General features: G+C 57.9%; 20 protein-coding genes. 13 read left to right on the top strand and 7 right to left on the bottom strand.

Features of this window, described 5'->3' with window-relative positions:
- Positions 1–33 precede the first annotated feature (33 nt).
- Complete coding sequence (locus AB4Y89_RS01605; RefSeq protein WP_442299166.1) at positions 34–2,262, top strand: tetratricopeptide repeat protein; 2,229 nt, start codon at positions 34–36, stop codon at positions 2,260–2,262.
- The gene (locus AB4Y89_RS01600; RefSeq protein ID WP_442299165.1) at positions 2,240–2,962 is read left to right on the top strand and encodes a DUF3142 domain-containing protein; all 723 of its coding nucleotides are present in this window, start codon (positions 2,240–2,242) and stop codon (positions 2,960–2,962) included. Before AB4Y89_RS01605 ends, AB4Y89_RS01600 begins: the two co-directional genes overlap by 23 nt.
- 219 nt (positions 2,963–3,181) lie before the next feature.
- Here AB4Y89_RS01600 and AB4Y89_RS01595 read toward each other — a convergent pair whose 3' ends face one another.
- Positions 3,182–3,934: a glucose 1-dehydrogenase gene (locus AB4Y89_RS01595; RefSeq protein ID WP_442299164.1), complete on the bottom strand. Its 753-nt coding sequence runs from the start codon at positions 3,932–3,934 to the stop codon at positions 3,182–3,184.
- A 204-nt stretch (positions 3,935–4,138) separates the two neighbouring features.
- Here AB4Y89_RS01595 and AB4Y89_RS01590 point away from each other — a divergent pair, with 204 nt between their 5' ends.
- Positions 4,139–6,151 (top strand): SpoIIE family protein phosphatase, encoded by a 2,013-nt coding sequence (locus AB4Y89_RS01590; RefSeq protein WP_442299163.1) that lies wholly within the window; start codon positions 4,139–4,141, stop codon positions 6,149–6,151.
- Positions 6,152–6,218: 67 nt separating this feature from the next.
- Here AB4Y89_RS01590 and AB4Y89_RS01585 read toward each other — a convergent pair whose 3' ends face one another.
- Together AB4Y89_RS01585 and AB4Y89_RS01580 are read right to left on the bottom strand one after the other, a co-directional pair.
- Positions 6,219–8,081 carry an IPT/TIG domain-containing protein gene (locus AB4Y89_RS01585; protein ID WP_442299162.1) on the bottom strand — a complete coding sequence of 621 codons (1,863 nt, stop codon included), beginning with the start codon at positions 8,079–8,081 and terminating at the stop codon, positions 6,219–6,221.
- A 240-nt stretch (positions 8,082–8,321) separates the two neighbouring features.
- Entirely contained in the window at positions 8,322–9,497 is a 1,176-nt protein-coding gene (locus AB4Y89_RS01580; RefSeq protein WP_442299161.1) for an FAD-dependent oxidoreductase, read from the bottom strand.
- A gap of 488 nt (positions 9,498–9,985) precedes the next feature.
- Here AB4Y89_RS01580 and AB4Y89_RS01575 point away from each other — a divergent pair, with 488 nt between their 5' ends.
- On the top strand, positions 9,986–10,756 hold the full coding sequence (locus AB4Y89_RS01575; RefSeq protein ID WP_442299160.1) for an SDR family oxidoreductase: 771 nt from the start codon (positions 9,986–9,988) through the stop codon (positions 10,754–10,756).
- 97 nt (positions 10,757–10,853) lie between these two features.
- On the opposite strand, the gene AB4Y89_RS01570 is transcribed toward AB4Y89_RS01575, so the two are convergent.
- Positions 10,854–11,594, bottom strand: a complete 741-nt coding sequence (locus AB4Y89_RS01570) for an SDR family oxidoreductase (protein ID WP_442299159.1) — start codon at positions 11,592–11,594, stop codon at positions 10,854–10,856.
- Positions 11,595–11,739: 145 nt separating this feature from the next.
- Here AB4Y89_RS01570 and AB4Y89_RS01565 point away from each other — a divergent pair, with 145 nt between their 5' ends.
- Both AB4Y89_RS01565 and AB4Y89_RS01560 read left to right on the top strand, forming a co-directional pair.
- A complete protein-coding gene (locus tag AB4Y89_RS01565) occupies positions 11,740–12,195 on the top strand; it encodes a PadR family transcriptional regulator (protein WP_442299158.1) in 456 nt (151 codons plus the stop codon).
- Positions 12,195–14,942 carry an ADOP family duplicated permease gene (locus AB4Y89_RS01560; RefSeq protein ID WP_442299157.1) on the top strand — a complete coding sequence of 916 codons (2,748 nt, stop codon included), beginning with the start codon at positions 12,195–12,197 and terminating at the stop codon, positions 14,940–14,942. The genes AB4Y89_RS01565 and AB4Y89_RS01560 overlap by 1 nt, the downstream gene beginning before the upstream one ends.
- A gap of 42 nt (positions 14,943–14,984) precedes the next feature.
- Here the strand turns inward: AB4Y89_RS01560 and AB4Y89_RS01555 are convergent, their stop codons facing one another.
- Entirely contained in the window at positions 14,985–15,422 is a 438-nt protein-coding gene (locus AB4Y89_RS01555) for a VOC family protein (protein WP_442299156.1), read from the bottom strand.
- Positions 15,423–15,459: 37 nt separating this feature from the next.
- Positions 15,460–17,472, bottom strand: a complete 2,013-nt coding sequence (locus tag AB4Y89_RS01550) for a WD40/YVTN/BNR-like repeat-containing protein (RefSeq protein ID WP_442299155.1) — start codon at positions 17,470–17,472, stop codon at positions 15,460–15,462.
- 237 nt (positions 17,473–17,709) lie between these two features.
- Here AB4Y89_RS01550 and AB4Y89_RS01545 point away from each other — a divergent pair, with 237 nt between their 5' ends.
- Positions 17,710–18,606 carry an SDR family oxidoreductase gene (locus AB4Y89_RS01545; protein ID WP_442299154.1) on the top strand — a complete coding sequence of 299 codons (897 nt, stop codon included), beginning with the start codon at positions 17,710–17,712 and terminating at the stop codon, positions 18,604–18,606.
- Between the two features lie 211 nt (positions 18,607–18,817).
- Positions 18,818–19,570 carry an SDR family NAD(P)-dependent oxidoreductase gene (locus AB4Y89_RS01540; RefSeq protein ID WP_442299153.1) on the top strand — a complete coding sequence of 251 codons (753 nt, stop codon included), beginning with the start codon at positions 18,818–18,820 and terminating at the stop codon, positions 19,568–19,570.
- 73 nt (positions 19,571–19,643) lie between these two features.
- Here the strand turns inward: AB4Y89_RS01540 and AB4Y89_RS01535 are convergent, their stop codons facing one another.
- Positions 19,644–21,077: a M20/M25/M40 family metallo-hydrolase gene (locus AB4Y89_RS01535; protein ID WP_442299152.1), complete on the bottom strand. Its 1,434-nt coding sequence runs from the start codon at positions 21,075–21,077 to the stop codon at positions 19,644–19,646.
- A gap of 89 nt (positions 21,078–21,166) precedes the next feature.
- On the opposite strand from AB4Y89_RS01535, the gene AB4Y89_RS01530 reads away from it, so the two are divergent.
- The 5 genes from AB4Y89_RS01530 (at position 21,167) to AB4Y89_RS01510 (ending at position 24,883) form a co-directional block, all read left to right on the top strand.
- On the top strand, positions 21,167–21,841 hold the full coding sequence (locus AB4Y89_RS01530; protein ID WP_442299151.1) for an ABC transporter ATP-binding protein: 675 nt from the start codon (positions 21,167–21,169) through the stop codon (positions 21,839–21,841).
- An 8-nt stretch (positions 21,842–21,849) separates the two neighbouring features.
- Positions 21,850–22,353: a Cys-tRNA(Pro) deacylase gene (gene ybaK, locus AB4Y89_RS01525; protein WP_442299150.1), complete on the top strand. Its 504-nt coding sequence runs from the start codon at positions 21,850–21,852 to the stop codon at positions 22,351–22,353.
- Complete coding sequence (locus tag AB4Y89_RS01520; RefSeq protein ID WP_442299149.1) at positions 22,350–23,030, top strand: heme exporter protein CcmB; 681 nt, start codon at positions 22,350–22,352, stop codon at positions 23,028–23,030. The genes ybaK and AB4Y89_RS01520 overlap by 4 nt, the downstream gene beginning before the upstream one ends.
- Positions 23,031–23,265: 235 nt before the next feature.
- Positions 23,266–23,958, top strand: coding sequence for a cytochrome c biogenesis protein CcsA (ccsA, locus tag AB4Y89_RS01515; protein WP_442299148.1), 693 nt, complete (start codon positions 23,266–23,268; stop codon positions 23,956–23,958).
- A 160-nt stretch (positions 23,959–24,118) separates the two neighbouring features.
- Positions 24,119–24,883, top strand: a complete 765-nt coding sequence (locus tag AB4Y89_RS01510) for a class I SAM-dependent methyltransferase (protein ID WP_442299147.1) — start codon at positions 24,119–24,121, stop codon at positions 24,881–24,883.
- Positions 24,884–25,059 lie beyond the last annotated feature (176 nt).

The raw sequence follows: 25,059 nt of genomic DNA, 5'->3' as shown, positions 1-25,059 counted from the left end.
AAGCATGCTCGCAATATCAGAGGTGACTAACCTATGAACGGTCCTACGCCTGGTCTAAAGAGATTCTCTCTAGCAATCCTCTTTTTTGGGGCCTTGATTGGCTTCACCAAACAGGCGATGGCCAGCGGAGACTACGGGTGCTCCAAGATATGGCGGGTGGTGCATCACGGCTACCAGGGGTGCAGCAATATGGCATTTCTGTCGCCGTCGAACGACACGCGCGTGAATCTTCTGCTAATGATGGCCGACCTGAGACCGGCAAAACCCCGTCCGGTAGCGAAGAAGAGCACAACGATACATCCCAATGAGCCCTTGTTCCTATGGGAGCAACTTGCGGGCACGCTCGGAACGCAGGCAGACAAGGACGCGGTCAGGAACGGCGATATGGAAACACAGAAAAATCCCGCGTCATGCCCCGCCACGCTGCCCCCGGATGATCCCTTTGCCCAGGCGTTGCAGGCGGATCACGAACTGAAACCGGAGGAGCGCGATGCCCTCCTAAAGGCACGTCAACAGACGCAGAGCGGCTGCGCTGCCGATGCAGCAGCAGGCGCTGTTGCCGGCGCAGAGAAAGCGGCGAAGACGGTGTCGGCCAAAGCCTATGCACTGTACCTCGAGGGCGCTGCCGAGTTCTGGCGATCCGACTACGACAAGGCAACCGCAACCTTCTCCTCGCTTGCGGACGCGCAACCCGTTTGGGTGCGTGAGACTGCCATCTACATGATCGGCCGCTCTCTCATCAATCGCGCGCAGGTTGGAGCGTTCGACGAATACGGCTCTTTCAAAAAAGACTGGCACGCGGATCCCAAGACGGTATCCGGAGCTGAGGCAGCACTGGACAAGTATCTGCAGCAGTATCCGAAAGGTGTCTACGCGCAGTCGGCACGCGGCCTGAAGCGCCGTGGATACTGGCTGGCAGGAGATATCGCCAGGCTCCAGGAAGAATATGGCGCGCTGCTTCTGCTATCTCCGGAACAGCGCAACGTCGGCGATATCGGGCTAGTGCAAGAGATCGACAATAAGATCACAACACTTCCAGACACATTCGGAGCCCCACGGGACGGCGCCCAGGGGGATGAGCTCTTCAAGTCCACGCAGAACCCGCTGCTACTAGCGATGCTCGATCTTCAGGCCATGCGCACACCAGAGAAGGTAAGGGGCAACTCAGAGAGCGAGGGGAGCCACGATGACCTCATCCCGATCTCCAGGCTTCAGCAGCAAAAGCCGTACTTCGCGGCGCAGATGCCTCTCTACGAATACCTCCTCGCAGCGCATGCCTTTTATATAGAGAACAAGCCTGCCGAAGTGCTGCGGATGATTCCCGACGCAGCCAGTCAGGGTTCGTTCAGCTACGTGCAGTTCAGCCGGCAGATGCTGCGTGGCATGGCACTGGAGGCGCTGAAGGATCACAACGCGCTGGGCTTCTGGATGCAGATGCTGCCAGGCGCGCAGGCCGCATACGAGCGCCCTGCGCTGGAGCTTGCGATTGCACATCACGAGGAGCGGGCGGGCGAGATCCGCAATGTCTTTGCACCTGCTTCACCCGTGCATTATCCCTATCTACGCGAGGTGCTCCTTGCCAAGGTCGCCGATGCCGACCTGTTGCGCACACAAGCAAAGAACACCAACGCACCACAGCGTGAACGCGACATAGCGCTCTTCACCCTGCTCTACAAGGAAGTGACACGTGGTAATTCGGAGAATTTCCTGAAAGACCTTGCGCTTGTTCCACCAACGGCTCCGACCGATGGCTCTTTCACGCTCGATGACTACCCGGATAACTACTTCACGCCCGACGGACCCCAGCCCCCGCCGATTCCAGTAGGCATCTTTCTTCATGACAAGACAAATGCCAACTTCGGCTGCCCGGGGCTACGGGCAAGTGAGGAGCAGTTGGTAAAGGATGCAGATAATCCAACAGCCCGGCTCTGTGTCGCTGACTTCGTGCGTCTCAATCAATCGGTTACATACCTGGAATCGATGACGTCCTCCGGCGATGAGCTTGGCGACACCCCATCGCTCTTTCCTGGGGGGATTTTCGTACGCATGGACACATACATGGCAGTGCTTGCGAATGCTAAGTCCAGCAGGAATGACAAAGCGTACGCGCTCTTTCGTGCCGTGAACTGCTATGCCCCTTCAGGAAATAACGACTGCGGCGGCAAAGACGTACCCAAAGCACAGCGCAAGGCGTGGTTCACGACTCTTAAGCACGATTACGCGGGCACACGGTGGGCCAATGCGCTTCAGTATTACTGGTAGAGCGCGCCACTGGATCGCGCTGCTGGCGCTGGGCGCCACCAACATCTTCTGCGCGCAATCATCCGTTGTCGATGTGAACCGCTACGACGCCTTCTGGCTCTGGGCGGGAGTCACTCCGCAGCCTGCTCTCGCGCACGCCCGTACGGTCTATTTGCTCGATGCAGAGGTGAGGCCCGGCAAGTCTATGCTCATCTCGCAGCGTCCGGCATTACCTCACGTGCAACATGYTGATGTCTGGATGGTGGTACGTGTCGAAACCCTCGACTGGTCTCCGACGCTCTACTCACAGGTGCTGTCTGATCTCGCACGTTGGCGCCAGGCAGGCAACCGCATCGCAGGTCTCCAGATCGACTTCGACGCGAACACGCACCGTCTCGAAGAGTATGCAGCGTTCCTCAAAGACCTGCGCCGACGACTGCCTGCGGACTATAAGCTAGGCATCACCGGCCTGCTCGATTGGAGCAGCCATGGCGATCCGCAGGGTCTCGACGCGCTGGCAGGCGCAGTCGATGAGGTCGTACTACAGATCTACCAGGGACGCCACGTCATCCCTGGGTATGAACAGTACTTGACCCGGCTCGACAGATTGAAGATCCCGTTTCGTATCGGGCTGCTAGAAAACGGCGAATGGCAACAGCCGGCGAACCTCGCCTCGAATCTTTACTTTCGTGGCTTCGTCGTATTTCTGCTGAATCCATAGAGCATTTCTCCTGTAGGTGTAGTGCAGGGCTTGTGCATCTATGGGCGTTTTCCTCAATGAAAACGCCGCTGCACGCTCCTCTCGGGATACCCAGCAACAGTAGAAATGTTCTATCCAAGTGGCAACAGGCCCGAGCGAATGCCAGTAGGTAAAGACAATCGCGATTGTCGCAAGTTGGAAAGTGTGCCAGAGGCGGCAGAACTGCCTCCGGCACGTCTTTTACACGGCGACGAAACCACCGTCGACGAACAGCTCCACTCCTGCGACGAAGCTGCTGTCGTCCGACGCAAGGAATACGACCGCCTTGGCCAACTCATCCGGAGTACCCATGCGGCCCAGCGGTACGCCGGCGGCCAGTCCAGCCTTGAGCTGTTTCTCCTGTTCAGCATCATTGCCCACCAAACCGGAGATTGCCGGCGTATCGATCGGTCCGGGGCTGACGACGTTCACGCGGATCTTGCGCGCCTTCAACTCGTTCGTCCAGGTGCGGGCGAATGAGCGCACCGCAGCCTTGGTCGCGTTGTAGACGCCGAAGTTTTCGAAGCCCTTTATGGAGACGATGGAGCCGTTCAGCACGACCGTTGCGCCATCTGGAAGCAGCGGCAACGCCTTCTGCACCGTGAACACGAGACCCTTCACATTGATGTTGAAGGTCTTATCGAAGTGCTCCTCGGTGTAGCTGCCCAGTGGAACAAATTCCCCTCCGCCCGCGTTGGCAAAGACCACATCCAGCTTGCCCTTCTCCTTCTGGATTTGCGCAAACAGTCGGTCCAGATCCTCCAGCTTCGATACATCACCCTGTATAGCGGTAACATTGCCGCCGATTTCCTTCACCGCAGCATCCAGCGACTCCTGGCGACGGCCCGTGATGTACACGTAGGCCCCTTCAGCGACAAAACGCTTTGCCGTTGCCAATCCAATACCGCTGTTTCCGCCCGTCACCAGTGCAATCTTTCCATTCAGCTTTCCCATTGCCAGCTCCTTTTCGCGCCTGTTGGTTCATATCGATCATTTATTTCGATATCGATCGAAGTAAATGATGACGACCGCGACCCATCGGATTCAGCAACGAGAGAAATTTGTATGAGAAATGTGGATTCGGGTGACAGGTCAGCGCTTTGATGCAGTCTTTGGAAGGCGGAATGCGGTACGGCTAAAATGCTTGGCAACATGCAAATGCTTAATGCATTGAAGCTCTCAATTCTCCTCGTCCTGGCTGCCATGGCCGTGGGTTCCGTCGCGGCGCAGGATCTGGCTCCGGTCGTCAGGGTTGAGGGGCTTGGCCGCGGGCTTGTACGCCTCAACGAGCCGTGGCAGTTTCATCTCGGCGATGATCCTCAGTGGGCCGAACCAGACGTGAATAGCGCTCCGGGTCAGGCTGGTTGGGAGGCGATCAAGCCCGACCGTCCCTGGGGTGCGCAAGGCCACTTCGCCGCGCATGGGTTCGCATGGTATCGACTACGGCTCAACATCACTCCGGCAGCAAATCTCCGTTCGCAGATTCAACTGCTCATCCCCGGCATCTCCGACGCCTACGAAGTCTATTGGAACGGATCTCTGGTCGGCCGCTATGGGATCCTGTCTCCACACCCTTCCTGGCCTGCTGTGTATCAGCCCCAATGGTTCACCCTTCCAAGCCCGTATACCGGAACTCTCGCGATTCGCGTCTGGCAAGGTCCACTCGGATCGAGTTCGAGCGGCATCGTCGGCGGGTTCAGCGAGGCGCCCATCCTGGGCGATGCGGATTCCATCTCGGGATATGTCGGAATATGGAACTACGAATTCCTCAAAGGCACACTCTTTGCCAACGCTCTCAATCTTCTGTACCTGATCGTGGGGATTGCCGGCATCGCACTCTGGTCGCGTCGTAGAAATGAGCGGCTGCTGTTGTGGTTCTCAATCTTCGCGGTCTGTCCGGCGATTTGGGGTTCGGTCTACACGATGCGAATTCCGGTCTCCAGTCAATTCGCTCAATTCCTGGTTCAGCCCCTGTGGCAACTTCGCAATGTTGCGCTTTGGTTTTTGCTGATTGAGATGCTTCATCTCGGCGATAAAAAGCACCTGGCCCAGTGGGCCAGGATTCTGGCGATCGTGAGCGTCACCGCTGCCTTCCTTGATGGATGCCTTATCTACATCCCTGCCGCATGGCTTTCATCGACGGCGGGCGCGTGGGCCGATGGCATCCTTACCGTCGTCATTGAACCCTGCGATCTGTATCTCGTAGTCCTCGCGATCTTCGGATTCCGCCAGAAGCTTGACTCTGTCCGCTGGATAGTGGCTGTCAGCGCAAGTCTTTCGCAATTAGGTGCTGTGATTGCGGCCACAGCAGGACAAGGGCAAAGGTTCACCCACTGGACTTTTGCCCAGAAGCTCTATTCCCCGCTGTTCCATATCGGACCGGTGAGCCTAAGCGCCCTTCAAGTTCTCGACCTGCTGTTGTTCTTTTCCATTGTTTATGCCGTGTACCGATTTCTCTTCGAGCAACAGACCCGCAAGGCGCTGCTCGAGCAGGAACTCGAAAGTGCCCGCGAGCTGCAGCGAGTGTTGATTCCGGAAAAGCCGCCCGAACTGGCCGGGTATACGATTTCGAGCGCCTATCATCCGGCATTGGAGGTAGGTGGAGACTTCTTCCAGGTGCTTCCGCTCGAAGACGAGCAGGCTGGTTCATGTTTGATCGTCCTGGGGGATGTGAGCGGTAAAGGCCTTCGCGCTGCAATGGCTGTCTCCCTCATCGTCGGAGCAGTGCGCACGTTGGCAGAAAACTATTCAAGCCCGGCCATGATTCTGGCAGGACTGAGCCGGCGCCTTCACGGCCGGCTGCAGGGTGGATTCACGACGTGCCTGGCCATGCGTCTCGATTCCGACGGAACCTGCATGCTTGCGAGCGCGGGTCACCCGGCGCCGTATCTGAACGGCAAAGAGATCGAGCTTCCCGGCGCCCTGCCGTTAGGCATCGATCCTTCCATCGACTACGAAGAAACTGTAATCAAGCTTGAGCTCGGCGATCGTTGCACGCTCTATACGGACGGGCTTCTCGAAGCGCGAGCGGATTCGGGAGAGATCTTCAGCTTTGAACGCCTGCAGCGTCTTCTCGCCGAAGCCCACGACGCGGATACGGCTTCCAGAGCCGCAGTCCAATTCGGGCAGGAAGACGATATTACCGTGCTCACACTCACACGTTCGGCGTGAGAAAACGCTCCCCGAGAACGTAGCTTTAGAATGTGGGCCGCCGATTATTTGCGGCGGCCCGCATTTCTTACTGATAAGCACCCATGGAAGGAGTGCTGCCGCGTTGATCTCCGACGATGTCTACCTGCGAAGCCTTGGAAGAGGTGCCGGCAGATTTACCTGCCGAGTTGGATTGCAGCGCGAAGTTCGTCGCCGAGGCGAAGCTTGGTGGGCTGACTACTGGTCGTGAATCGAAAGCGGGAGCGGCTCCGGCTCCGTACCAGAGGTTATTCGTCCCAGTTACACCCTGGCTCTTCGATTGGATATAAGGCTGCGCCGCAGAAGGCTGAACGCAGATGTTATTCGTCAAGTTGATGCCTGCGCCTGCATAGACTACACCGAAGCATCCATTCTGATTTCCGAGTGTGTAGGCTCCAGCATCCACAACAGTGTTGTTGTAGACCTGTACCGTTCCACTTGTTGAACCGGCAGGATCTGAGTTGATTGCGATGCCTGCCTCATTTGCAACTCCGTAAGGATTGGAGGCAATCGCGACATGGGCCACCACGTTGTTGTAAACCTCAACGGTTCCTTGCGAGGGATTGACCGATGCCAGTTGGATTCCATCGCAGTATCCGCCGGTAATGACATTGTCATGCACATGAAGGTCGTACTGATTGCTACCAGTCGTGGCATGGAACATGATGCCGCGGCAGTATCCCTTGAAGTTTTGTCCAATGGTGTTCCAACCGACGTCTGCGTGATTGGCGCCAGACGAGAAGTAGACCGCGTGATAGGTTTTATCTACATTGCCACCGGTGTCATGCACATTGTTTCCCTGAAACGCCCAGGTGTCAGAGCTATTTGTAGTTTCAGCCAGAACGCAGGCCGTCCCACCGATACCGGAAGGAGGCGCTGGGCAGGACACGCTGTTGTTGATGATGCGGACATTGCCGACCTCAGAGTCGATCGCAGACCTTTCGCCGACGACATTAAGGTTGGCGATCGTCGTGAACTTACCCCAACTCTTAATCCCGTTTGCCACACTGGTGCTGCCGACATTCACTGTTCCACCGGGGTAGCCCACGATGGAAAGCTGACTCGTGGCCGATCTGCCGCCAAGATCCAACGACATAGCCGCTTTATAGCCCCGTCCATCGTCGAAGGTCACGTCGGTTCCTGGTTCAAGATAGATAACGGTATTTTGCGAAGGGGATGCGGAGTCTCGCGACGTTACCGAATTGAATGCTGCCCTCCATGTTTTAAATGGAGCGGTGAAGCTGCCGTTGTTCGTATCGAGTCCCTTCGGGGAAACAAAGACGATGGTTGTCGGTGTCACCGTGAATGGAACGCCATTTGAGGGAAGCCCATTTACGTTGACAACGATGTTTCCTGTTTTCGCTGCCGGCCCAAGTTGCGCGATGATCATGGTGTCTGACCAAGAGCACAGACTGCAGTTCGTCACGAGTTGTCCACCAAGGGTCACCGCACTTGTTCCTTGCGAAGCTCCGAAGTTGTCTCCGAAGATTCGAACATATACGCCATTTCCGTTATCGCCGCCGCTGCCTGAACCGACATTCAGATCGGTGTAGTTGATGTGCGGCGTGCCCGGCAGCGAACTGCCCGGCGACGTTGAACTGTCGGAGACATTGAGGTTCAAGCCTGTTTTGGTGGCTCCGCCACAGTAGTCCCAGTTTTGAACGACAACATAGTGTGCACCGGGAGTAAGCGTGATCGTCGTGTTGACGGTCGTTCCATCTGCGCTCCACTGTAGCTTGTCGTCAACATAAATGCCGACGGCAGCAACGCCCTGGGAGCAGGTTGTGTTTGTAGTGGCAACGACGGGGAATGACGTACCAACGGTGGCGCCGTTGGCAGGAGTAGTTACAGCAACGGCGCCAAACGCAGGGACCGCACAGGATATCAATGCGCCTGCGATGAGTGTGGGCACACGAAGACACTGGACGACTAAGCGACCGATTTGTATTCTCAACGAATTGCTCCTACGGGGATGGGGATCGATCGAAGCAGCTTGCACTTTGATGGCCGCAAATCGCTGAGGTTTTTTCAACGTAGTACGAGTAACTTATGCTCCTTTTCATCGATCGAAGATGAAAAATATTCCGGACACCGGAAAGTTCTTCCCGCTGGAATCGATAAACGCACAGAAGACGGCAGCGCATTTTTGTATTCAAGCTTCCGAAGCGGGTGGAACCGCGTCTTTTCCACAGAAACTGCGGAACAAAGCTACGACGCGCTCGCAGGCATCCGGCGCATAGAACATTTCTGTGTTCACCATTGTGTCTGCGGTCATATGCTGCATCCGAGCAAACATTTCCGCCTCATAGATCGCAATGGCCTTAGAAGAAGACTTCTCGCTGAGAAGAAGCTTCGACAGAACCAGGGCATCAAGCATCGCCATGTTCACGCCTTCGCCCGCATAGGGCGGCATGACATGCGCTGCGTCGCCAATCAGCGTAACATTTGGCTTCGGCTTCCACGGTTGATCCATCGGGCAAACAAGGAGCGGACGCCAGACCATCGAGACGGCCTCTCTAAAGAGTGGTTCCCATAGGTCACTCCACCCTTTGAAGTTGGCGTGGAACCATCCAACTCGCTGATCCGGGTCGACTGCCTCCTCAAGGCTCTGCCTAACCGCACGATCATCTGTCTTCAAACCCGCATACAGCAACACGCTCTCATCGGGCTTAGTTCCTATACCAATCGTCCTTTCGCCTCCTAAAGCGATCAAGGCTGAGCCTCCGAGAAGATCCCACAACTCCGGTATTGTCTGCTTTGCCGCAGGAACAAGGCCCTCTACGAGCGACACGCCGACATACTGCGGCCGGATGGGAGTGACCAGCTCACGCAAGCGGGAGTTTGCTCCGTCGCCACCGATGGCGATGTCGGCCAGTGCTGTCTTTCCGCCTGCGAAGCGTAACAAGACCTGCTCGCCCTGAATCTCTGAAGAGTCCAGCTTGCAGTCCCACTGCACCGTATCAGGCTCAAGCGAGTCGAGCAGAAGATCGCGCAGAGGACCACGTTCGATCTCAGGACGTTTCCCCGGACCGGACATCCGGCGAGAGTGATCGTGAAGAACCGTACCGTTTTCATCGGTAAGGCGAAGGTTGTTGAGGTCTGGTCGATGGTTCGCCCAGAAGGCGTCTGTCAGGCCGGCGGCTTCCAGCGCTGCCAGTCCAGAGTCTTCGTGGAGGTCCAACGCGCTGCCCTGGACTCGTGCACTGCGGCTTTGGTCACGCTCGTACACTGACACCCGCGCACCGCTTTGCTGTAGCAGCCGTGCGAGGGTAAGGCCGCCTGGTCCTCCGCCGACAATGGCGACCTTCTTTCCACAAATAGCGTTCATATTGATCGTCCCGGTCCTTCAGCCTGAATCAAGTGCCACGTTGCCTGGAGAATTTTTCCTGTAGGTGCAGTGTGTAGGGCTTCCGCATCTATGGGCGTTTTCCGCAATGAAAACGCCACTGCAAGCCCCTTTCGGAATACCCAGGAACAGGGAAAACGCTCTAATGTACTGATTTGGCTCACAGGATCTGATGAACTGCTGCAACGCAAGGAGCGGAATTAATTCGCTTACCCTTCCTTGACGGAACAGAACCAGGAGATCAGTCTTGTTCCTTGTACCGGATTAGCATTCGTCCAAGCGCTTGAAGCACACTCCTAAGATCCGAAGATTGCTGACGAAAAGCCGACTTCCCGGTACTTAATACGGCCGGCCAGATTTTTCCAGTCCTTTGGCTGAGGCTTTAAGGTCGGCGGCTCGGAGTAGGATCAGTCTGTTCACACATAGTTATGAGGCGGAACTGATCTTCCGGACTTGCAATGGAGGTTGTGATGTCGAATGGCGAGCTGTTTGATTTAAAGGGCAAAGTGGCTGTCGTTACCGGCGGTAACGGTGGTCTCGGTCGCGGAATCGCTTTGGGACTAGCCAGGGCGGGTGCCGCTGTTGCAGTGCTGGGCAGAACCGAAGCCAAGAACAACGCCGTGCTGCGAGAGCTTCGAGAAGCTGGCGTTCCTTGTACGGCCGTGGCACTGGATCTTACCCGTCGGGACGACCTTGCCCCAGCCTTCGAAGCGGTGGAAGCGAAACTCGGGGCTGTCGACATTCTCGTCAACAACGCCGGGAATGTCTCTCTGAGCGGCGGCATCATGAACGAAGCAGATGCCGACTGGGACAACGTAATCGCGACTCATCTGCATGCAACGTTTCTTCTATCCAAGATCGCTGCCAGGGGGATGCTCAGTCGCAGGGCGGGCAAGATCATCAATATCGGAAGCATGTACTCGTTTTTCGGGTCCGGGCTTATCCCTTCTTATAGCGCCGCGAAGGGAGCGATTATCCAACTCACGAAGTCGATGGCGATCGAGTTTGCTCCGGGGAACGTTCAAGTGAACGCGATTGCACCGGGATGGTTCGAGACGGAGATGACTGCTCCGGTGAAAACGATGCCAGCGATGCATGATGAAATCATGCTGCGGACTCCCGCGGGGCGGTGGGGCCAAGCGGAAGAGCTTGCTGGAGCTGCGGTGTTCTTAGCGTCGCGAGCATCCGATTTCGTCACGGGGACCACGGTGGTCGTCGATGGTGGCTACTCGATCCGCTGATCTCAAAGTCCCAATAAACGCCGTTATCGGAAGCCCGCAGACTGTCGCTACCCACAAGCCATAGAGATACTTCACTGCAGGACCCGGCGCCGCTCATTTACTCAAGCGTATTGGAACCATTCACTGAGATTTTCTGTCCAGTGACAAATCCAGCCCCGTCGCTTGCGAGAAAGGCCACGGCCTTCGCGACATCTTGAGGAACTCCCATCTTCTTTGTCGGCAGGGTTTGCAGATACTGGTCTATCTCTGCCTGCGGAGTGCCGACGTGGCGCTCCGTGGGTATCCAGCCGGGGGCAACCAGATTTACGGTAATGCCAGTCGGCGCCAGTTCGCGGGCCCAGGAACGGGTCTGCCCAAGCTGGGCGCCTTTCGCCGCCACATAATTGGCGAACCGAGGGTTCCCCAATTCGAAGACTTCGCTTCCAATCTGAATGATGCGGCCAAATTGCTTCTCTTTCATACGGGGGAGAACACGCTTGAGCAGAAGAAGCGGAGACTTCACAAAAAACTCCAGCTGATCAAGATAGCTTTCCCATGTCTGCTCTTCAATCGAAAGCAGCGGCTGAGGTCCCGTCGCATTGACGACCAGGATATCGATGCCCCCGAACGCCTTCTCAGCCTGCGAGACCAGCGCGTCTATCTCGGTGGGATTTCGAACATCACCCTTTACGGCCAGGGCCTGTGCACCGAGCTTGTGGATCTGATCACAGATATCTTCGGCTCCGTCTTTGCCGTTGAAGTAGTTGACGACTACATTCATGCCGGATGCGCCGAGTTCGAGTGCGATAGCACGCCCAAGACCGCGCGATGCCCCGGTTACCAATGCCGTTCGCTTCATCGTAGGTTCCTTTGATTTGAAAGTCTTCTCGCCGCAAAACAGAATTGGGGCTCCCATCTTTCTACGCCAGCCACTCTGCCCTTAGCAAAACTGCTTATCGTGCAAAAGCCAGAGGCAGGTAGAGCCATCATGACAAAGAAAAATCTTGACCGCTCCAGCCGAACGCAATTTCCGCACTGCTTTTGCTATTCCATCTTTCCTGTGGACATTCCAAAGGAGTGATGTTAGCTTCTATGCGCTGTCCAAAGGAGTGACTGTGCGCGGCGAAAAGTCTGAAGTTTTGCAAGGCACGCTGGACCTCATGATCCTGAAAACCCTCTATGCGCTCGGCTCCTTACACGGATTTGGGATTGCCCGTCGCATCGAGCAGCTGAGCGAGGGGGTGCTGACACTGAACGAAGGCACCGTGTATACCTCCCTGCTGCGGCTTCAGCAACAAGGATGGATCGCATCGGAGTGGGGAACTTCGGAGAACAACCGCAAGGCCAAGTTCTACTCCATCACCAAGCGAGGGTTGAAGCAATTGGCAATTGAGACCGAGAACTGGGAGCGCATCTCTGGGGTCATCGGCCGTGTATTAGACCAGGAAGGGGCAAGTTAATGATGGCCTCCCGATTTCGCGTTTTCGCGGCAAAGCTCAGCGGAATGTTCGGCCGTCGAAAAGCCGATCACGAATTCGACGACGAGATGCGGTTGCATCTGCAGCTCCTTACGGAGCGATTCATTCGCCAAGGTATGCGTCCAGAAGAAGCTGCTTCGGCGGCGCGCCGTCAATTCGGCAATACGACCCTCTTGCAGCAAGGTCAGAGGGAGATGCGCTCGATCATGTCCCTCTCCAATCTTGGACGCGATCTCCGCTTCAGCGTGCGTCAGCTCCGCCGTAACCCGACGCTTGCCCTCGTCGCCATCACCTCCCTCGCTCTGGGCATCGGCGCCAACACAGCCATTTTCGCTGTCGCAAAAAAAGTTCTCCTCGATACTCTGCCCGTCAAAGATCCGAAACAGCTCCGCATGCTCACCTGGGTCGCCGGCCACGATCAGAAGGTACCACTCGTCTGGGGTGATGCTTCCTCCAACGCCAGTGGCGACCACATCAGCTCATCGTTCTCCTACCCTGTGTTTGAAGAACTGCGCAAGCAGAGTGATGCCTTCCAGTACCTCTTCGCCTTCAAAGACGTCCAGATGACCGCTGCTGTCGACGGCCAACCCGACCTCGTCTCCGCCGAATTCGTGAGTGGCGATACCTTCAACGCGCTCGGCGTCCAGCCCATACTCGGCCGGCCCCTTACAGCCGCCGATGACACCGACTCCAGCTCAGGCCCGGTCGCCGTCATCAGCGAAGCCTACTGGGCCGCTCACTTCGCCCGGTCTTCCTCCGCGCTCGGCAAAACTATCTCGCTCAATGGCATTCCCACCACCATCGTCGGCATCGCCCCAGGCAGCTTCACCGGTCTGCAGATAGACACCGTCACACAAGTCTTCGTTCCCCTTGTCATGCAGCCGCTGCTTCTACCGCGCCCTCAAAACAGCAGCGCCTCATTACTCAACAACCCTCAATCCTGGTGGCTGCTCGTCATGGCACGCCTGCGTCCCGACGTCCCTGAGGTCCGCGCGCAAGCCAGGCTCGACGCTATTCTGCGCCAGGCTGCAGCCGCAGGTATGCCGGACGGAAAAGCTCCCACTCAATTCCATCTCCAGTTTCAGTCCGGAGACCGCGGCCTCGACTACCTGAAGGACGCGTTCGCCAGGCCCTCCTACATGCTGCTCTCACTCTCCGGCCTCGTGCTTCTGCTGGCCTGCGTCAACCTTGCCAACCTGCTGCTCGCCCGGGTGGCTACCCGCGAACGCGAGGTAAGTACACGCCTCGCCCTTGGAGCGGGCCGCGCACACATTGTGCGCCAGATGCTCACTGAAAGCCTGCTGCTCTCCTCACTCGGAGGTACCGCCGGTCTGCTCGTCGGCTATCTCGGTCGAAACCTCATCCCACACCTCCTCGCAAAATCGTGGAGCCCGGAGACAATCCAGCTTGACTTCGATGGACGAGTCATTGCCTTCACTGTTGGTATCTCCCTCGCAACTGGAATTCTTTTTGGTCTCGCTCCCGCGTGGCAGGCTACACGCACGAACGTCAACTCTGGTCTCAAGGACACAGCCCACGCCACTTACAGCCGCCAGAAGATAGGTCTCGGCAAAGGTCTTGTCATCTTCCAGATCGCACTTTCGGCAATCCTGCTCATCGGAGCCGGGCTTTTCGTGCGGACTCTCGTCAATCTCAACCACACTCCGCTTGGCTTCCGGCCAGACAACATCCTTCTCTTCCGCCTTGCCCCTCCGAAAACCCGTTATACGGGCCCGCAAAGCACTGCGCTCTATCGCCAGCTTGAAGAAAAACTTGCCGCAATCCCTGGTGTTCGCTCGGTCTCGTTGAGCACAATCGCGATCGTCGGTGACGGTTACTCAGGTTCCACCTTCCACGTCTCCGGCCGCCCCATCATCGAGGGTGAGCGCCGCGTTCAGATGAATATCGTCGGCACCGATTTTCTCTCCACGCTTGGTATCTCCATCATGCGCGGCCGTAGCTTCAACACGCACGACACCTATACCTCGCCCAAGGTCGCGGTCGTCAATCAGACTCTTGCACGGAAATACTTCCCCAACCAGGACCCTCTCGGCCAGACCTTCGAGAACGAAGACGCTGACGGCCCCATCCAGATCGTCGGCATCGCCGCCGACACTCGCTACGCCAATCTTCGCTCCCCCACGCCTCCGCTCTTCTATCTTCCCTACCTGCAGCATCCTGATAACGTGGGCCGCATGGTCGTCGAGCTTCGCACCTTCGCAGAGCCCGCCGGCATCGTCAATCAGGCCCGGGCCGCCGTTGCCTCACTCGATCCAAACCTGCCCCTGATCGAAGTCCGTACCATGACCCAACAGATCGACTCCAGCCTCTCCAACGAACGCATCTTCGCGCGACTCACCGCCGGCTTCGGTCTGCTTGCCCTCCTCCTCGCCAGCATCGGTATCTATGGCATCATGAGCTACACTGTAGCCCGCCGTACGAGCGAGATCGGCATCCGCATGGCTCTCGGAGCCCGCACAGACCAGGTCCTCTCGATGGTGCTGCGCGAGGTGTCGTGGATGGCTTTAGCAGGTGTCGCGATAGGCATAGGTGGAGCGCTATGGCTGGGGCGCTTCCTTAGCGCAATGCTGTACGGATTGAAGCCCTCCGACCCGCTGACGTTGATAACCGCCGCGGCGTTGCTGGCTATCATTGCGCTGTTAGCCGCGCTTGGCCCCGCGCGGCGAGCATCGCGCATTGATCCTATCCGTGCGTTGCGACATGAATGAGGCCGGCATTCGTTGCCGTACATCATTGCCTTTGCATTGTGCTTAACGAAGTTCCTGGGCGAGCCCGATCAGAATCCCTTCAGGCCCGCGGATGTAGCAGAGCCGATAGGAGTCCTGATACCGGACAACTTCTCCTACGAGCTGCGCGCCGCGATTGCGAAGTCTTTCCAGCGTCTCGTCGATATCATCTACGGCGAACATGACGCGGAGGTAGCCCAGAGCGTTCACCGGGGCGTTGCGGTGATCCGCGACTACTGCCGGAGCGAGGAACCGCGAGAGTTCGAGACGGCTGTGGCCGTCCGGCGTGCGCATCATGGCGATTTCGACGCTCTGGTCGCCCAGTCCAGTGACACGTCCTGCCCATTCGCCTTCGATCGCAGCCCGACCTTCGAGCTCCAGCCCGAGCTCTTGAAAGAAATCAATCGTCCCGTCGAGGTCATCGACCACGATTCCTACGTTGTCCATCCGTTTGAGCGCCATGTGTCGAGTCTAAGCTCGAACCAAGTTGACCGGAGCCCTATTGCCTTTCAGCCACCGCAGTTTCGCTGTTTGGCGCTTTCGGTTGCAGCACCACACCTTCGTACGTCGTTGCTCCTGCAAGCCGTTCGCCGACAGGACGTACTTGCTTTACAGACCATCCGGCATCCCAGCTCGTCACCGTCATCGCCTTTGTGTTTACTGCATAGACCTTGGTCTCCGGGTCTCCTGGTGTTACCAGCACACGGCCACCGGCCCGATCGAAGTACAGGCCGCTCGCGCTCGTCAGGTACAGGTTCTTATGGATCTTCCACGTGGCGCCGTCGTCCTCCGAATAAAATAACCCGCCTCTGCCGGCAATCCATAAGCGCCCCATGTCATCCACGGCTGTGGCCCAGGTTTCGGCCAGACCTGACGGGAGCGTCATCGTACGGAAGCTCACTCCTCCATCCACGGACAGCAGCAGTTTGTCCCCACCCGCCGCCAGGACCCGCGTTCCGGTCGCGGCAACACTACGAAGTGGCACGTCCGCTGCACTTCGAATGTGATTCCAGCGCCGTCCCTCATCCTGCGACACGACAACCCCATCGGGCAAAGTCGCAAACACAGAGCTGCCCGACACACTCATCGAATCCACACGCGCCGTCGTCTCCACCGCGGGCTTCGGCCGCGGCTGACGGGCCTTGATCGTGACAATGCGTTTACCGCGTTTGATCTGCTTGTCCGCAACCGGTTCGGGCTGTAGGGGAGAAACCATCCCTGACGGCTTCCACACCTCGCCCTCCATCCGGTAAAGCCCATGCGCGGTCCCGGCCAGCACCGTTCCATTCGACGTCTGCGACAGCGACAGGACGTCTGCGCCCATCAAACCTTCGCTCTTCTGCCTCCAGTGTTCCCCGCCATCTTCGCTCACGAATACGCCACCCGCGGTCTTGTCATTCAAGACGCCTACGTACAGCCGCTGACGATAGGTTTCATCGGTCAACATCGCAGTCACCTGGCGCGCTGAGAATCCAGCGTTCGACTGCGTAAAGCTCTTGCCGCCATCATTGGACAGCAGAACCCCATTCCGGTCCGTAGCCAGCAGAACATGATTGCTGTCCGACGCATCCACGGCAATATCGTTCACGATCCAGGCCGGGTCACCATTGCGGGCGAACGTCTGTCCGGCGTCACCTGTGCGCCATATCCCTTCGGTTGTTCCAGCAAACACTACGTTCGGCTGCTTGGGATCCTCCATCAGCACCCGAGTCCTTCGCGCCGTCGGCGGAATACCCTTCACCTTCGTATAGTTCGCTCCCTTGTCTGTGCTGCGATAGATTCCGGAACAGGCAGACAGATACACATTCTGCGCATTCGTCTGGTCCACGATGATTGAAAAAACGTCAGAGTCATCGATGATGCCCTTCGTCATCGGCGTCCAGTTCGCCCCTCCGTCGACTGTCTTCCACGGCAGATGCCAGGTGCCCGCGTAGATTGTCTTCGGGTCAGTGGGATCAATTGCAATCGACTCCACCTCATGAATCTCTTTATTCTCTACCGGTGAGATACGGTTCCACGTGTCGCCGCCATCCTCCGATCGATACACTCCATCCAGAGCGCCCGCGACCAGCACCTTCGCCTCCGAGGGAGCCGCGCTCAACGCCCGCACTGAACGCCCCTTCATCGCTGCGTTCGCCGCGAAGGTACGGCCGCCATCATGCGAAACATACACGCCACCATCGGTGTTACCCAGCACCCATGCGCCCACTACCAGATGCCTGGGGTCACTCCTGTCCACCACCATGTTGTCCAGCGCGAGGTCATCTCGATTTTCAATCTGTGTCAGTCGAACCCAGCTCCTGCCTCCGTCACGGGACTCATACACCGTTCCCAGCACGGTTCCAAGGTAGACATGGTTATGGTCCGAAGGATCCTGCGCAAAGGACCGTGCGTCCCCTCCGCCCGGCCCATAGGGTGTCCACTGTGCGGCATTTTGTGCCGGCGAAGAACAGCAAACTCCCATCGCTAATGCGGCACCCAGGTAATACAGGTAATAAGAAGAAGGCTTCATCGGTGACTCCTCAAGCGGCTCGAATCACAGACGGCGTTCCATCGTCTCCCTGTTGCACTTCCCACTTTCATGCTGCAAAGGCAACCTTTTTCGGCAGGCAACCTTCGCGTTTTTTGCAACTACCCAAACCCAAACGAGACCGTCAGACTTCGGAGACTAGCTGTGTATCGCTGGCGCCTCGACGTGATCGTAAGAGAATCAGTCTTGCGACCCATACAATGAGCACAGGATGGACTTGTGCGCGTTTTCGTCACAGGAGCAACGGGGTTTATCGGTTCCGCAATCGTTCAGGAATTAGTCCATGCGGGACATCGGGTATTAGCACTCACGCGCTCTGCTGCGGGAGCAAAGTCGTTGGCCGTTGCGGGCGCCGAGATACACATGGGTGATCTGGAAGATCAGGAAAGGCTTCGTCTTGGAGCATCGATGTGCGATGGCGTAATCCATACAGCCTTCGTCCACGACTTCACAAACTGGACGACTAGCTGCGAGATTGATCGCCGGGCAATCGAGGCTCTTGGATCCGGGCTCGCCGGCTCGAATCGCCCTCTGATAGCCGCCTCCGGCACTGGAGTGGCGCGCATCGCGGGCCAGCTCGCAACCGAAGAAGATCCGCAATCCATCTCCGCCGGAATTCCCCGCACCGCGTCAGAAGAAGCAGTACAAACCGTAGCAGCGCTGGGTGTGCAAGCTTCTGTAGTTCGCCTTCCTCCAATCGTTCATGGCGAAGGCGATAACGGATTCATCCCGGAGATGATCGCCACCGCTCGACAACGCGGCGTTTCAGCATATGTGGTCGATGGACACAATCGCTGGCCTGCAGTACATCGGCTCGATGCTGCTCATCTCTTCCGGCTGGCGCTGGAGAGTGGGACAGCCGGAACTACATACAACGGGGTGGCAGATCAAGCAGTGCCGATACGTGAGATTGCTGAGGCTATCGGGCGGCGCTTGCGATTGCCCATAGTCAGCAAATCTGCGGACCAAGCGGTTGAACATTTCGGCTTCCTCGGTCACCTCCTGAGTCTCGATATACCCGCTTCCAGTACAGTCACTCAGAAATTATTGGGATGGTATCCGAGGCAGTCCGGTCTTATTTCGGATCTCGATCACGTGCGATATTTCGAAGCTTGAATATGCTGTGCAGTCGCCTTGAGCGCCGGCACGGAAAGTCTGCGCTCTTTTTGGAAGAAAGTTCAGTCCGCGCCGCGCAACTCCCTGCCTACGCGATCAGCAAATCTTCAGACGAGTCTTAGTAACCGCACTTTTATGAATCCTAGCCCGGTGCATGACATCAATTAGATGACTGTCGAAATACTTTCACAACATTCGACACGGAGGGTTTATGGGAAAACTATCGAATAAGGTTGCCGTCGTTACCGGAGCAAGCAAAGGAATTGGCGCTGCCATTGCAAAACAGCTCGCGAAGGACGGCGCCAGCGTCGTTGTTAACTACGCTTCGTCGAAGGAAGGTGCGGATAAGGTAGTCGCCGAGATCAAGGCTGCCGGCGGAAATGCCGTCGCCATCGGCGGCTCGGTTGCAGACAATAACCAGACCGTAACGCTCTTCGAAGAAGCGAAAAAGGCCTATGGCAAAGTCGATATTCTTATCAACAACGCCGGTGTTTATTCGTTCGTCCCCCTTGAAGACGTCACCGCAGAAGAGTATGCCCGCCAGTACAACACCAACGTTCTTGGCCTTCTGCAGGCCACACGTGAGGCGGTTAAGCACTTCCCGGCCGAGGGCGGCAGTGTAGTGAACATCAGCTCGATCGCCAGCACCTTCGCACCACCGACAACCAGCATCTACAGCGGAACCAAGGGAGCGGTCGACACGATCACCAAGGTGCTCGCGAAGGAGCTCGCGCCGAAGAAGATTCGCGTAAACGCCATCAACCCCGGCTATGTTGTCACGGAGGGCACCGAGAAGGTCGGAGTCACCGGCTCCCCGCAGGAAGAGTTCTTCATCTCCATCACCCCGCTCGGACGTGCCGGTCAGCCGGAGGACATCGCCCTTCCGACTTCCTTCCTTGTCTCTGAAGATGCCCGCTGGATCACCGGCGAAATCATCAAAGTTGGCGGCGGAGCAGGGATCTAATCTCCCTGCCTTACCTCACTAACCATATCGGGCTGCGGTCGTTGATTGACCGCAGCCCAAATATTCTTCGGAGCTACTTCGCGACCGCTTTTAGATAGCGATAGAAGAACTCACACCCAGCGTCGAAATCCGAAGCCTTGATCCGCTCGTCCTTCCCATGTGCGCGGTTCTCGTCGCGATCCATTCCCATGCCGGAGATGCCGTAACTCGGCATTCCCGCAGCCATGGTGTAGATAGAGTCAGTCGCACCGAACTCCATCGACGGCACAATCACCAGCCCCGGCCACATCTGCCCGGCTACCTGTTTCAGCGGATCGAAGACTGCCGGTAGTGGCGGAGGAGGCGCTGCACTGGCGCGATTGGGAGCGGTATCGCTCACACGGCCTCCGTCGCTCTTATACGCAACCTTCACCTCGGCGTCTCCAATCACACGAACCAGCTCCTCCCGCACCTGCTCCTGCGTATGCCCGGGAAGGATGCGGCAGTTCACATTGGCCTGCACCTTATTCGGCAAAGCATTGGGCGCGTGTCCTCCCTGGATCATCGTCGCCACACAGGTGGTGTGCAGCGCAGGATAGATCTCAGGGTTCTCGTTCAACCGCTTCAACGCGCTCGGATCCGGAGGAGTCTTCAGGACGGCCATCCGGTCGGCACCAGGACGTCCGCCATCCAGCTTTGCCAGCGCAGCAAACTGCGCCCGCGTTACCTCATTCAGCTCGAATGGGAACTGATACTTCTCCACCTTCGCAAGGCCCGCCACCAGACGATAGATCGCATTTCCCGGCATCGGCTCCGAGGAGTGGCCTCCGGGAGAGGTTGCCGTCAGGACGTAGTCGGCATAGGTCTTCTCGGTCGCCTCAACATTGAGCGAGTATGGTTTGCCGTTCACGGTCGTCATGCCGCCGCCATCGGGATTGATAACGAACTCGGCCTGCATTTCTTCCGGATGATGCTGCATTAACCAGCCCACACCGTTCGAGGCGCCCCCTTCTTCGTCAGCGGTCAACGCCAGAATGATGTCGCGGCTGGGCACAAAGCCATCACGCTTCATGCGCAGGAATGCCTCTATGGCTGCGGCGTCTCCGTCTTTGACGTCATACGTTCCGCGGCCGTAGAAGTAGCCGTCCTTCTCCGTAAAGACAAACGGATCGGTCGTCCAGTCGGAGCGGTTCGCCTCCACCACATCCAGGTGGCAGATCACCAGCATCGGCTTCAGCGTCGATCCCGGCTTGCCGCGATAACGTGCCACCAGATTCATCTTGCGGTCGTTGGGTCCAAGCAGCTTCAGGTCCGCGGCAGGAAAGCCTGCATCCAGCAATCGCTGCCGCATGGCCTCCGCCGCCGCAGTCACACTGCCAACGGAGTCCGTCGTGTTGATCTCGATCAGCTGTTTGAAGATCGCCCGCGCTTCGGCTACCTCGGCATTTCCGGCGTTTCTGCCTGACTGCGCTGACGCTCCGACCGTACACACTATCCCCAGCACTATTCCTGCCGCCGCTGTCTTCATCGTGCATCCCCTCAGCATCATCGTACCTATCAGGATCATCGCACCTGGCGGGCATCGCTTCTCCGAAACACCTATACTCTCCCTAGCGCATGCAAGCTGCCGTCCTCACCAACGTCACCAAACTCTATGGCCGCTTCGCCGCCTTGAAGAACCTTTCGGTCACGCTTGAGGCGGGCGCCGTCTATCTTGTTCTCGGCGAGAATGGAGCCGGCAAATCCACCCTGCTGCGCATGCTCGCCGGGCTTTCCATACCGACCCGAGGCGGGCTAACTGTCCTTGACGGACCGGCCAACAGGCAGCAGAGCCGTGTCGCCTACATGAGCCACGCCACCATGCTCTACGACGAGCTGACCGCCATGGAAAACCTGACCTATTACTCCGGCCTGCGCAAGGGTTCAGGAGAGTGCGCCTGTACCGGCTCCCCCGAGATGGCGCTGCGAGCAGTCGGTCTCGATCCGCACCTTAATAAGCCCGTCAGCCAGTACTCACAGGGGATGCGGCAGCGGGTTTCGCTGGCGCGAGTTCTCTCCGCAGACCCCGAGATGCTCTTACTCGACGAGCCCTTCTCGAATCTGGATGTCCATTCCGTTGCCCAGATGCTTGACCTGTTGAAAGACTTCCGCACCTGGCCGCTGGCCAACGGCCACGCCCGCACCATCGTTCTCACGACCCACCAGGCGGAGTTGGCCATGCCGCTGGCTGATCACGTCCTGCGTATCCAGGCCGGAGAGTTTGTCTCGATGGAGGCCACACGGACGCAATGAGCTCGCACGTGTCTAAAATAAACCTCTCCAAGACGAACGCCGCCCGCATCCTCGACCAGTTGGGCATCTCCTATGAGATCCGTACCTACGAGGTCGACCCCAACGACCTCACGGCCATCTCCGTCGCGAAGAAGATCGAGATGCCGATCGAGCAGGTCTACAAGACACTGCTCTCCCGCCTGCACTCCGGCGAGTACGTCTTTGCCGTCGTCCCCGGCGATGCGGAGCTCGATCTGAAAAAACTCGCAGCCGCCGCCGGAGAGAAGAAGGCCGAGCTGGCCTCGCTCAAAGACGTCGAACCCCTCACCGGCTACATCCGTGGCGGTGTCACCGTGATGGGCGCAAAGAAGGCCTTCCGTGCCTTCGCCGATGAGACGCTTGAGCTCTGGGACCGCATCTCCGTCTCCGCCGGGCAGCGCGGTATGCAGCTTCTGCTGTCCCCAGCGGATTACCTGCGTGCCTCCGGAGCTGAGATCGTCGACCTCACGAAAGCCCCGGTGCAGCAGGCATGAACTATCTCCGCACCGTCTGGCTGCACCTCGAAAAGGAGCTCCTGCTCGAGTTCCGCTCACGCGATGCCCTGATGGGCATGCTCTTCTTCACTCTGCTGATCGTCGTCGTCTTTTCGCTGGCCTTTGACCCCACCTCGCAGCCGACACTCGCCCGGCAGATCGCCGGAGGTCTGCTCTGGGTCGGCCTGCTCTTTGCCTCCACTACAGCCTTGAACCAGTCCTGGTCGCGCGAGATGCGGAACGGCGTCCTCGATGCCCAGCGGATGTCACCCTCACCACCCTCCGCACTCTTCCTCGGCAAGGCTCTGGCGAACTTTCTGTTTGTCACGATTGTGGAAGTAATACTTGCACCGATATTCTTTATCTTTTTCAATTTGCACATCTTAGGCCAAGCGAGCATGCTGCTTGCCCTGCTCCCTCTGGGCACCTGGGCGATCGTCGTGAACGGCACTTTCTTTGCCGCGCTGGGTCTGCGTGCCCGTAGCCGGGAGCTCCTTCTGCCGCTTATCCTCTTCCCCATCGCTCTGCCGGCACTGCTCGCCATGATTTCGGCGGCTACCGGAATCCTGACGGGAGAGACCGAACCACAATCGGCTCTGCGGATTCTTCTCATCTATGACACGGTCTACACCACCGTCTCGCTGCTGCTGTTTGAGACCATCCTTTCGGCGGAGTAAAGCTCAGGGCGTGAAATCCCATTCGGAATAACCAATGGACCGGAAACAAGTTCGCCAGGAACCCCACCCCTTCCCGAGAAAGCCGCGAAGAATGGGGCAACGAGAACATTGGCTCACTGAAATTCGTCGATACACCCACTCTGTCTGATCCCTTAGCCCAGGTTGTTCGCTTAGCGCACACAATGTGGGCCGTCGCCTGAATGGCACGGGTTTACGTTGGTACACTGATGACACCGTGCAAGGCCTGAAAAAAGCATCCGGAATCGCACTCTTTCTCGCGACTCTTCTCATTCTGATCGTTGGCTTTCAGAAGGCGATGGTTGCCCCTGTCGATGCCCAGCAGGGAGAGGTCTACCGCATCTTTTACTACCACGTCCCTTCGGCCATCTCCGCGCTCTGCTTCCCGTACGTAAATTTGATCGGCGCGCTTGGCTATCTCTACTTCCGTCGTAAGGATGAGATCAAGGCCGCGGCGTGGGATGCGCTGGCTCTTGCCGGAGCCGAAATCACGACCGTCTACTGCACCATCGGCCTGGTCACCGGCTCTCTGTGGGGACGCGTCGCCTGGGGCATCTGGTGGACATGGGATGAACGCCTGACCACCTTTCTTCTATTGTGGCTGCTGTACGTCAGCTACCTGCTGCTGCGTCGTTTTTCGCCTCCGGGGCAGACATCAACCCTCGCATCCGTTCTCTCGGTCTTCGCGGCCGTGGATGTCCCGATCGTCTACTACTCCATCCGCTGGTTCCGCACCCAGCATCCGTCCCCTGTCTTCGGCGGAGGCGACGGTGCGGGCCTGGATAAGTCCATGTACCCAGCCTTCCTTTGGAATCTCGCCGGCTGGTTTCTCTGGGGCTGCGTCATGATCGGCTTCCGCCTCATCAGTGCACGCCGGGAACGTCTGGCGGAACTGCAGGAGGCTATCTAAGATGGCGCATCGTCACCTTGTCCTTGCCTATGCGTTTGTCCTGGGAATCCAGGCGGCCTACTTCCTCTTCGCCCTGAATCGCTGGCGGAAGTCGCGCTAGCATCCATTCGGCCATGAGCCGGCGGAGCAACTAACAGACCGTACTTACTTGGAACCAGCCATGGGCCATACAGAACGCTTCACAGGTCGTGCTGCCGCCTATCAACAGTACCGGCTCAGCTATCCCGCAGCCGAGGTCATGCATATTTTGCGCGACTGGACCGGCCTGAGATCTGGCGACACGATTGCCGATATCGGCGCCGGCACCGGCATGCTGACCGAGCTCTTCCTCAACAACGGCAATCCAACCATCGCCATCGAGCCGAACGCCGAGATGCGGGCTGCCTGCGCGATGCAGTACGGCGGCCATCCGAACCTCACCGTGATCGACGCCACCGCGGAAGCAACAACGCTCCCTGACCGCTCCGTCGATCTGATAGCGGCAGGCAGAGCCTTTCATTGGTTCGATCACGCACGGGCGCTTCCGGAGTTTCGGCGCATCCTCAAACCTGGGCGCTGGGTGGCCCTCGTCAGCATCGGGCGCGCCAAGGATGACTCACCTCTCTCACAGGCCTTTGAGTCTCTGCTAACCACGCACGGAACCGACTATCCCTACGTCCGCGATGGCTATCGCGTGCATGACAAGCTGGAAACGCTCTTTCCTGGAGGAGAGGTTTGCCAGACTGCCATTCCCGGTGAGCAGAAGATGACGCTGGATGCCCTGACCGGCCAGGCGATGTCGTACTCCATGGCTCCCCTGTCCGGCGACCCGCGCCATGCAGCGTTTATACAGGCTCTGGGAGAGTTCTTTCGGCGATTTAGCAATGGCGGTCTGCTTACCCAGCCGACAACGTGCTGGATCAACTGCTGCCGATTCGCTTCGTAGGACAGCGAATCGGGAAAACCCATTCACCGTTGCCCCATTCTTTGCGAAGCAAAGGGTGGGGTCCCCGGCGAACTTGTTCGCTGGGGCTTAGCATGGGGTATCGCGCTTCGCGCGACGGTTTCTTCAGTCTATTGGGGGCAGACTCCAATGTGATCCAGTGCTAACTCGCTCAAGCA

Origin of the sequence: Terriglobus sp. 2YAB30_2, assembly GCF_052114765.1 — a bacterium.
Taxonomy (GTDB): Bacteria; Acidobacteriota; Terriglobia; order Terriglobales; family Acidobacteriaceae; genus Terriglobus.
This window is presented reverse-complemented; position numbering and strand designations above follow the sequence as displayed.

What these genes read in the sequence shown, in the direction of transcription:
- AB4Y89_RS01595 (WP_442299164.1), bottom strand. Translation starts at nt 3,934, where the DNA reads ATGGGAAAGCTGAATGGAAAGATTGCACTGGTGACGGGCGGAAACAGC.
- AB4Y89_RS01540 (WP_442299153.1), top strand. Translation starts at nt 18,818, where the DNA reads ATGGGAAAACTATCGAATAAGGTTGCCGTCGTTACCGGAGCAAGCAAA.
- AB4Y89_RS01575 (WP_442299160.1), top strand. Translation starts at nt 9,986, where the DNA reads ATGTCGAATGGCGAGCTGTTTGATTTAAAGGGCAAAGTGGCTGTCGTT.
- AB4Y89_RS01560 (WP_442299157.1), top strand. Translation starts at nt 12,195, where the DNA reads ATGATGGCCTCCCGATTTCGCGTTTTCGCGGCAAAGCTCAGCGGAATG.
- AB4Y89_RS01555 (WP_442299156.1), bottom strand. Translation starts at nt 15,422, where the DNA reads ATGGCGCTCAAACGGATGGACAACGTAGGAATCGTGGTCGATGACCTC.
- AB4Y89_RS01590 (WP_442299163.1), top strand. Translation starts at nt 4,139, where the DNA reads ATGCTTAATGCATTGAAGCTCTCAATTCTCCTCGTCCTGGCTGCCATG.
- AB4Y89_RS01510 (WP_442299147.1), top strand. Translation starts at nt 24,119, where the DNA reads ATGGGCCATACAGAACGCTTCACAGGTCGTGCTGCCGCCTATCAACAG.
- AB4Y89_RS01605 (WP_442299166.1), top strand. Translation starts at nt 34, where the DNA reads ATGAACGGTCCTACGCCTGGTCTAAAGAGATTCTCTCTAGCAATCCTC.
- AB4Y89_RS01570 (WP_442299159.1), bottom strand. Translation starts at nt 11,594, where the DNA reads ATGAAGCGAACGGCATTGGTAACCGGGGCATCGCGCGGTCTTGGGCGT.
- AB4Y89_RS01520 (WP_442299149.1), top strand. Translation starts at nt 22,350, where the DNA reads ATGAACTATCTCCGCACCGTCTGGCTGCACCTCGAAAAGGAGCTCCTG.
- AB4Y89_RS01535 (WP_442299152.1), bottom strand. Translation starts at nt 21,077, where the DNA reads ATGAAGACAGCGGCGGCAGGAATAGTGCTGGGGATAGTGTGTACGGTC.
- AB4Y89_RS01580 (WP_442299161.1), bottom strand. Translation starts at nt 9,497, where the DNA reads ATGAACGCTATTTGTGGAAAGAAGGTCGCCATTGTCGGCGGAGGACCA.
- AB4Y89_RS01530 (WP_442299151.1), top strand. Translation starts at nt 21,167, where the DNA reads ATGCAAGCTGCCGTCCTCACCAACGTCACCAAACTCTATGGCCGCTTC.
- AB4Y89_RS01550 (WP_442299155.1), bottom strand. Translation starts at nt 17,472, where the DNA reads ATGAAGCCTTCTTCTTATTACCTGTATTACCTGGGTGCCGCATTAGCG.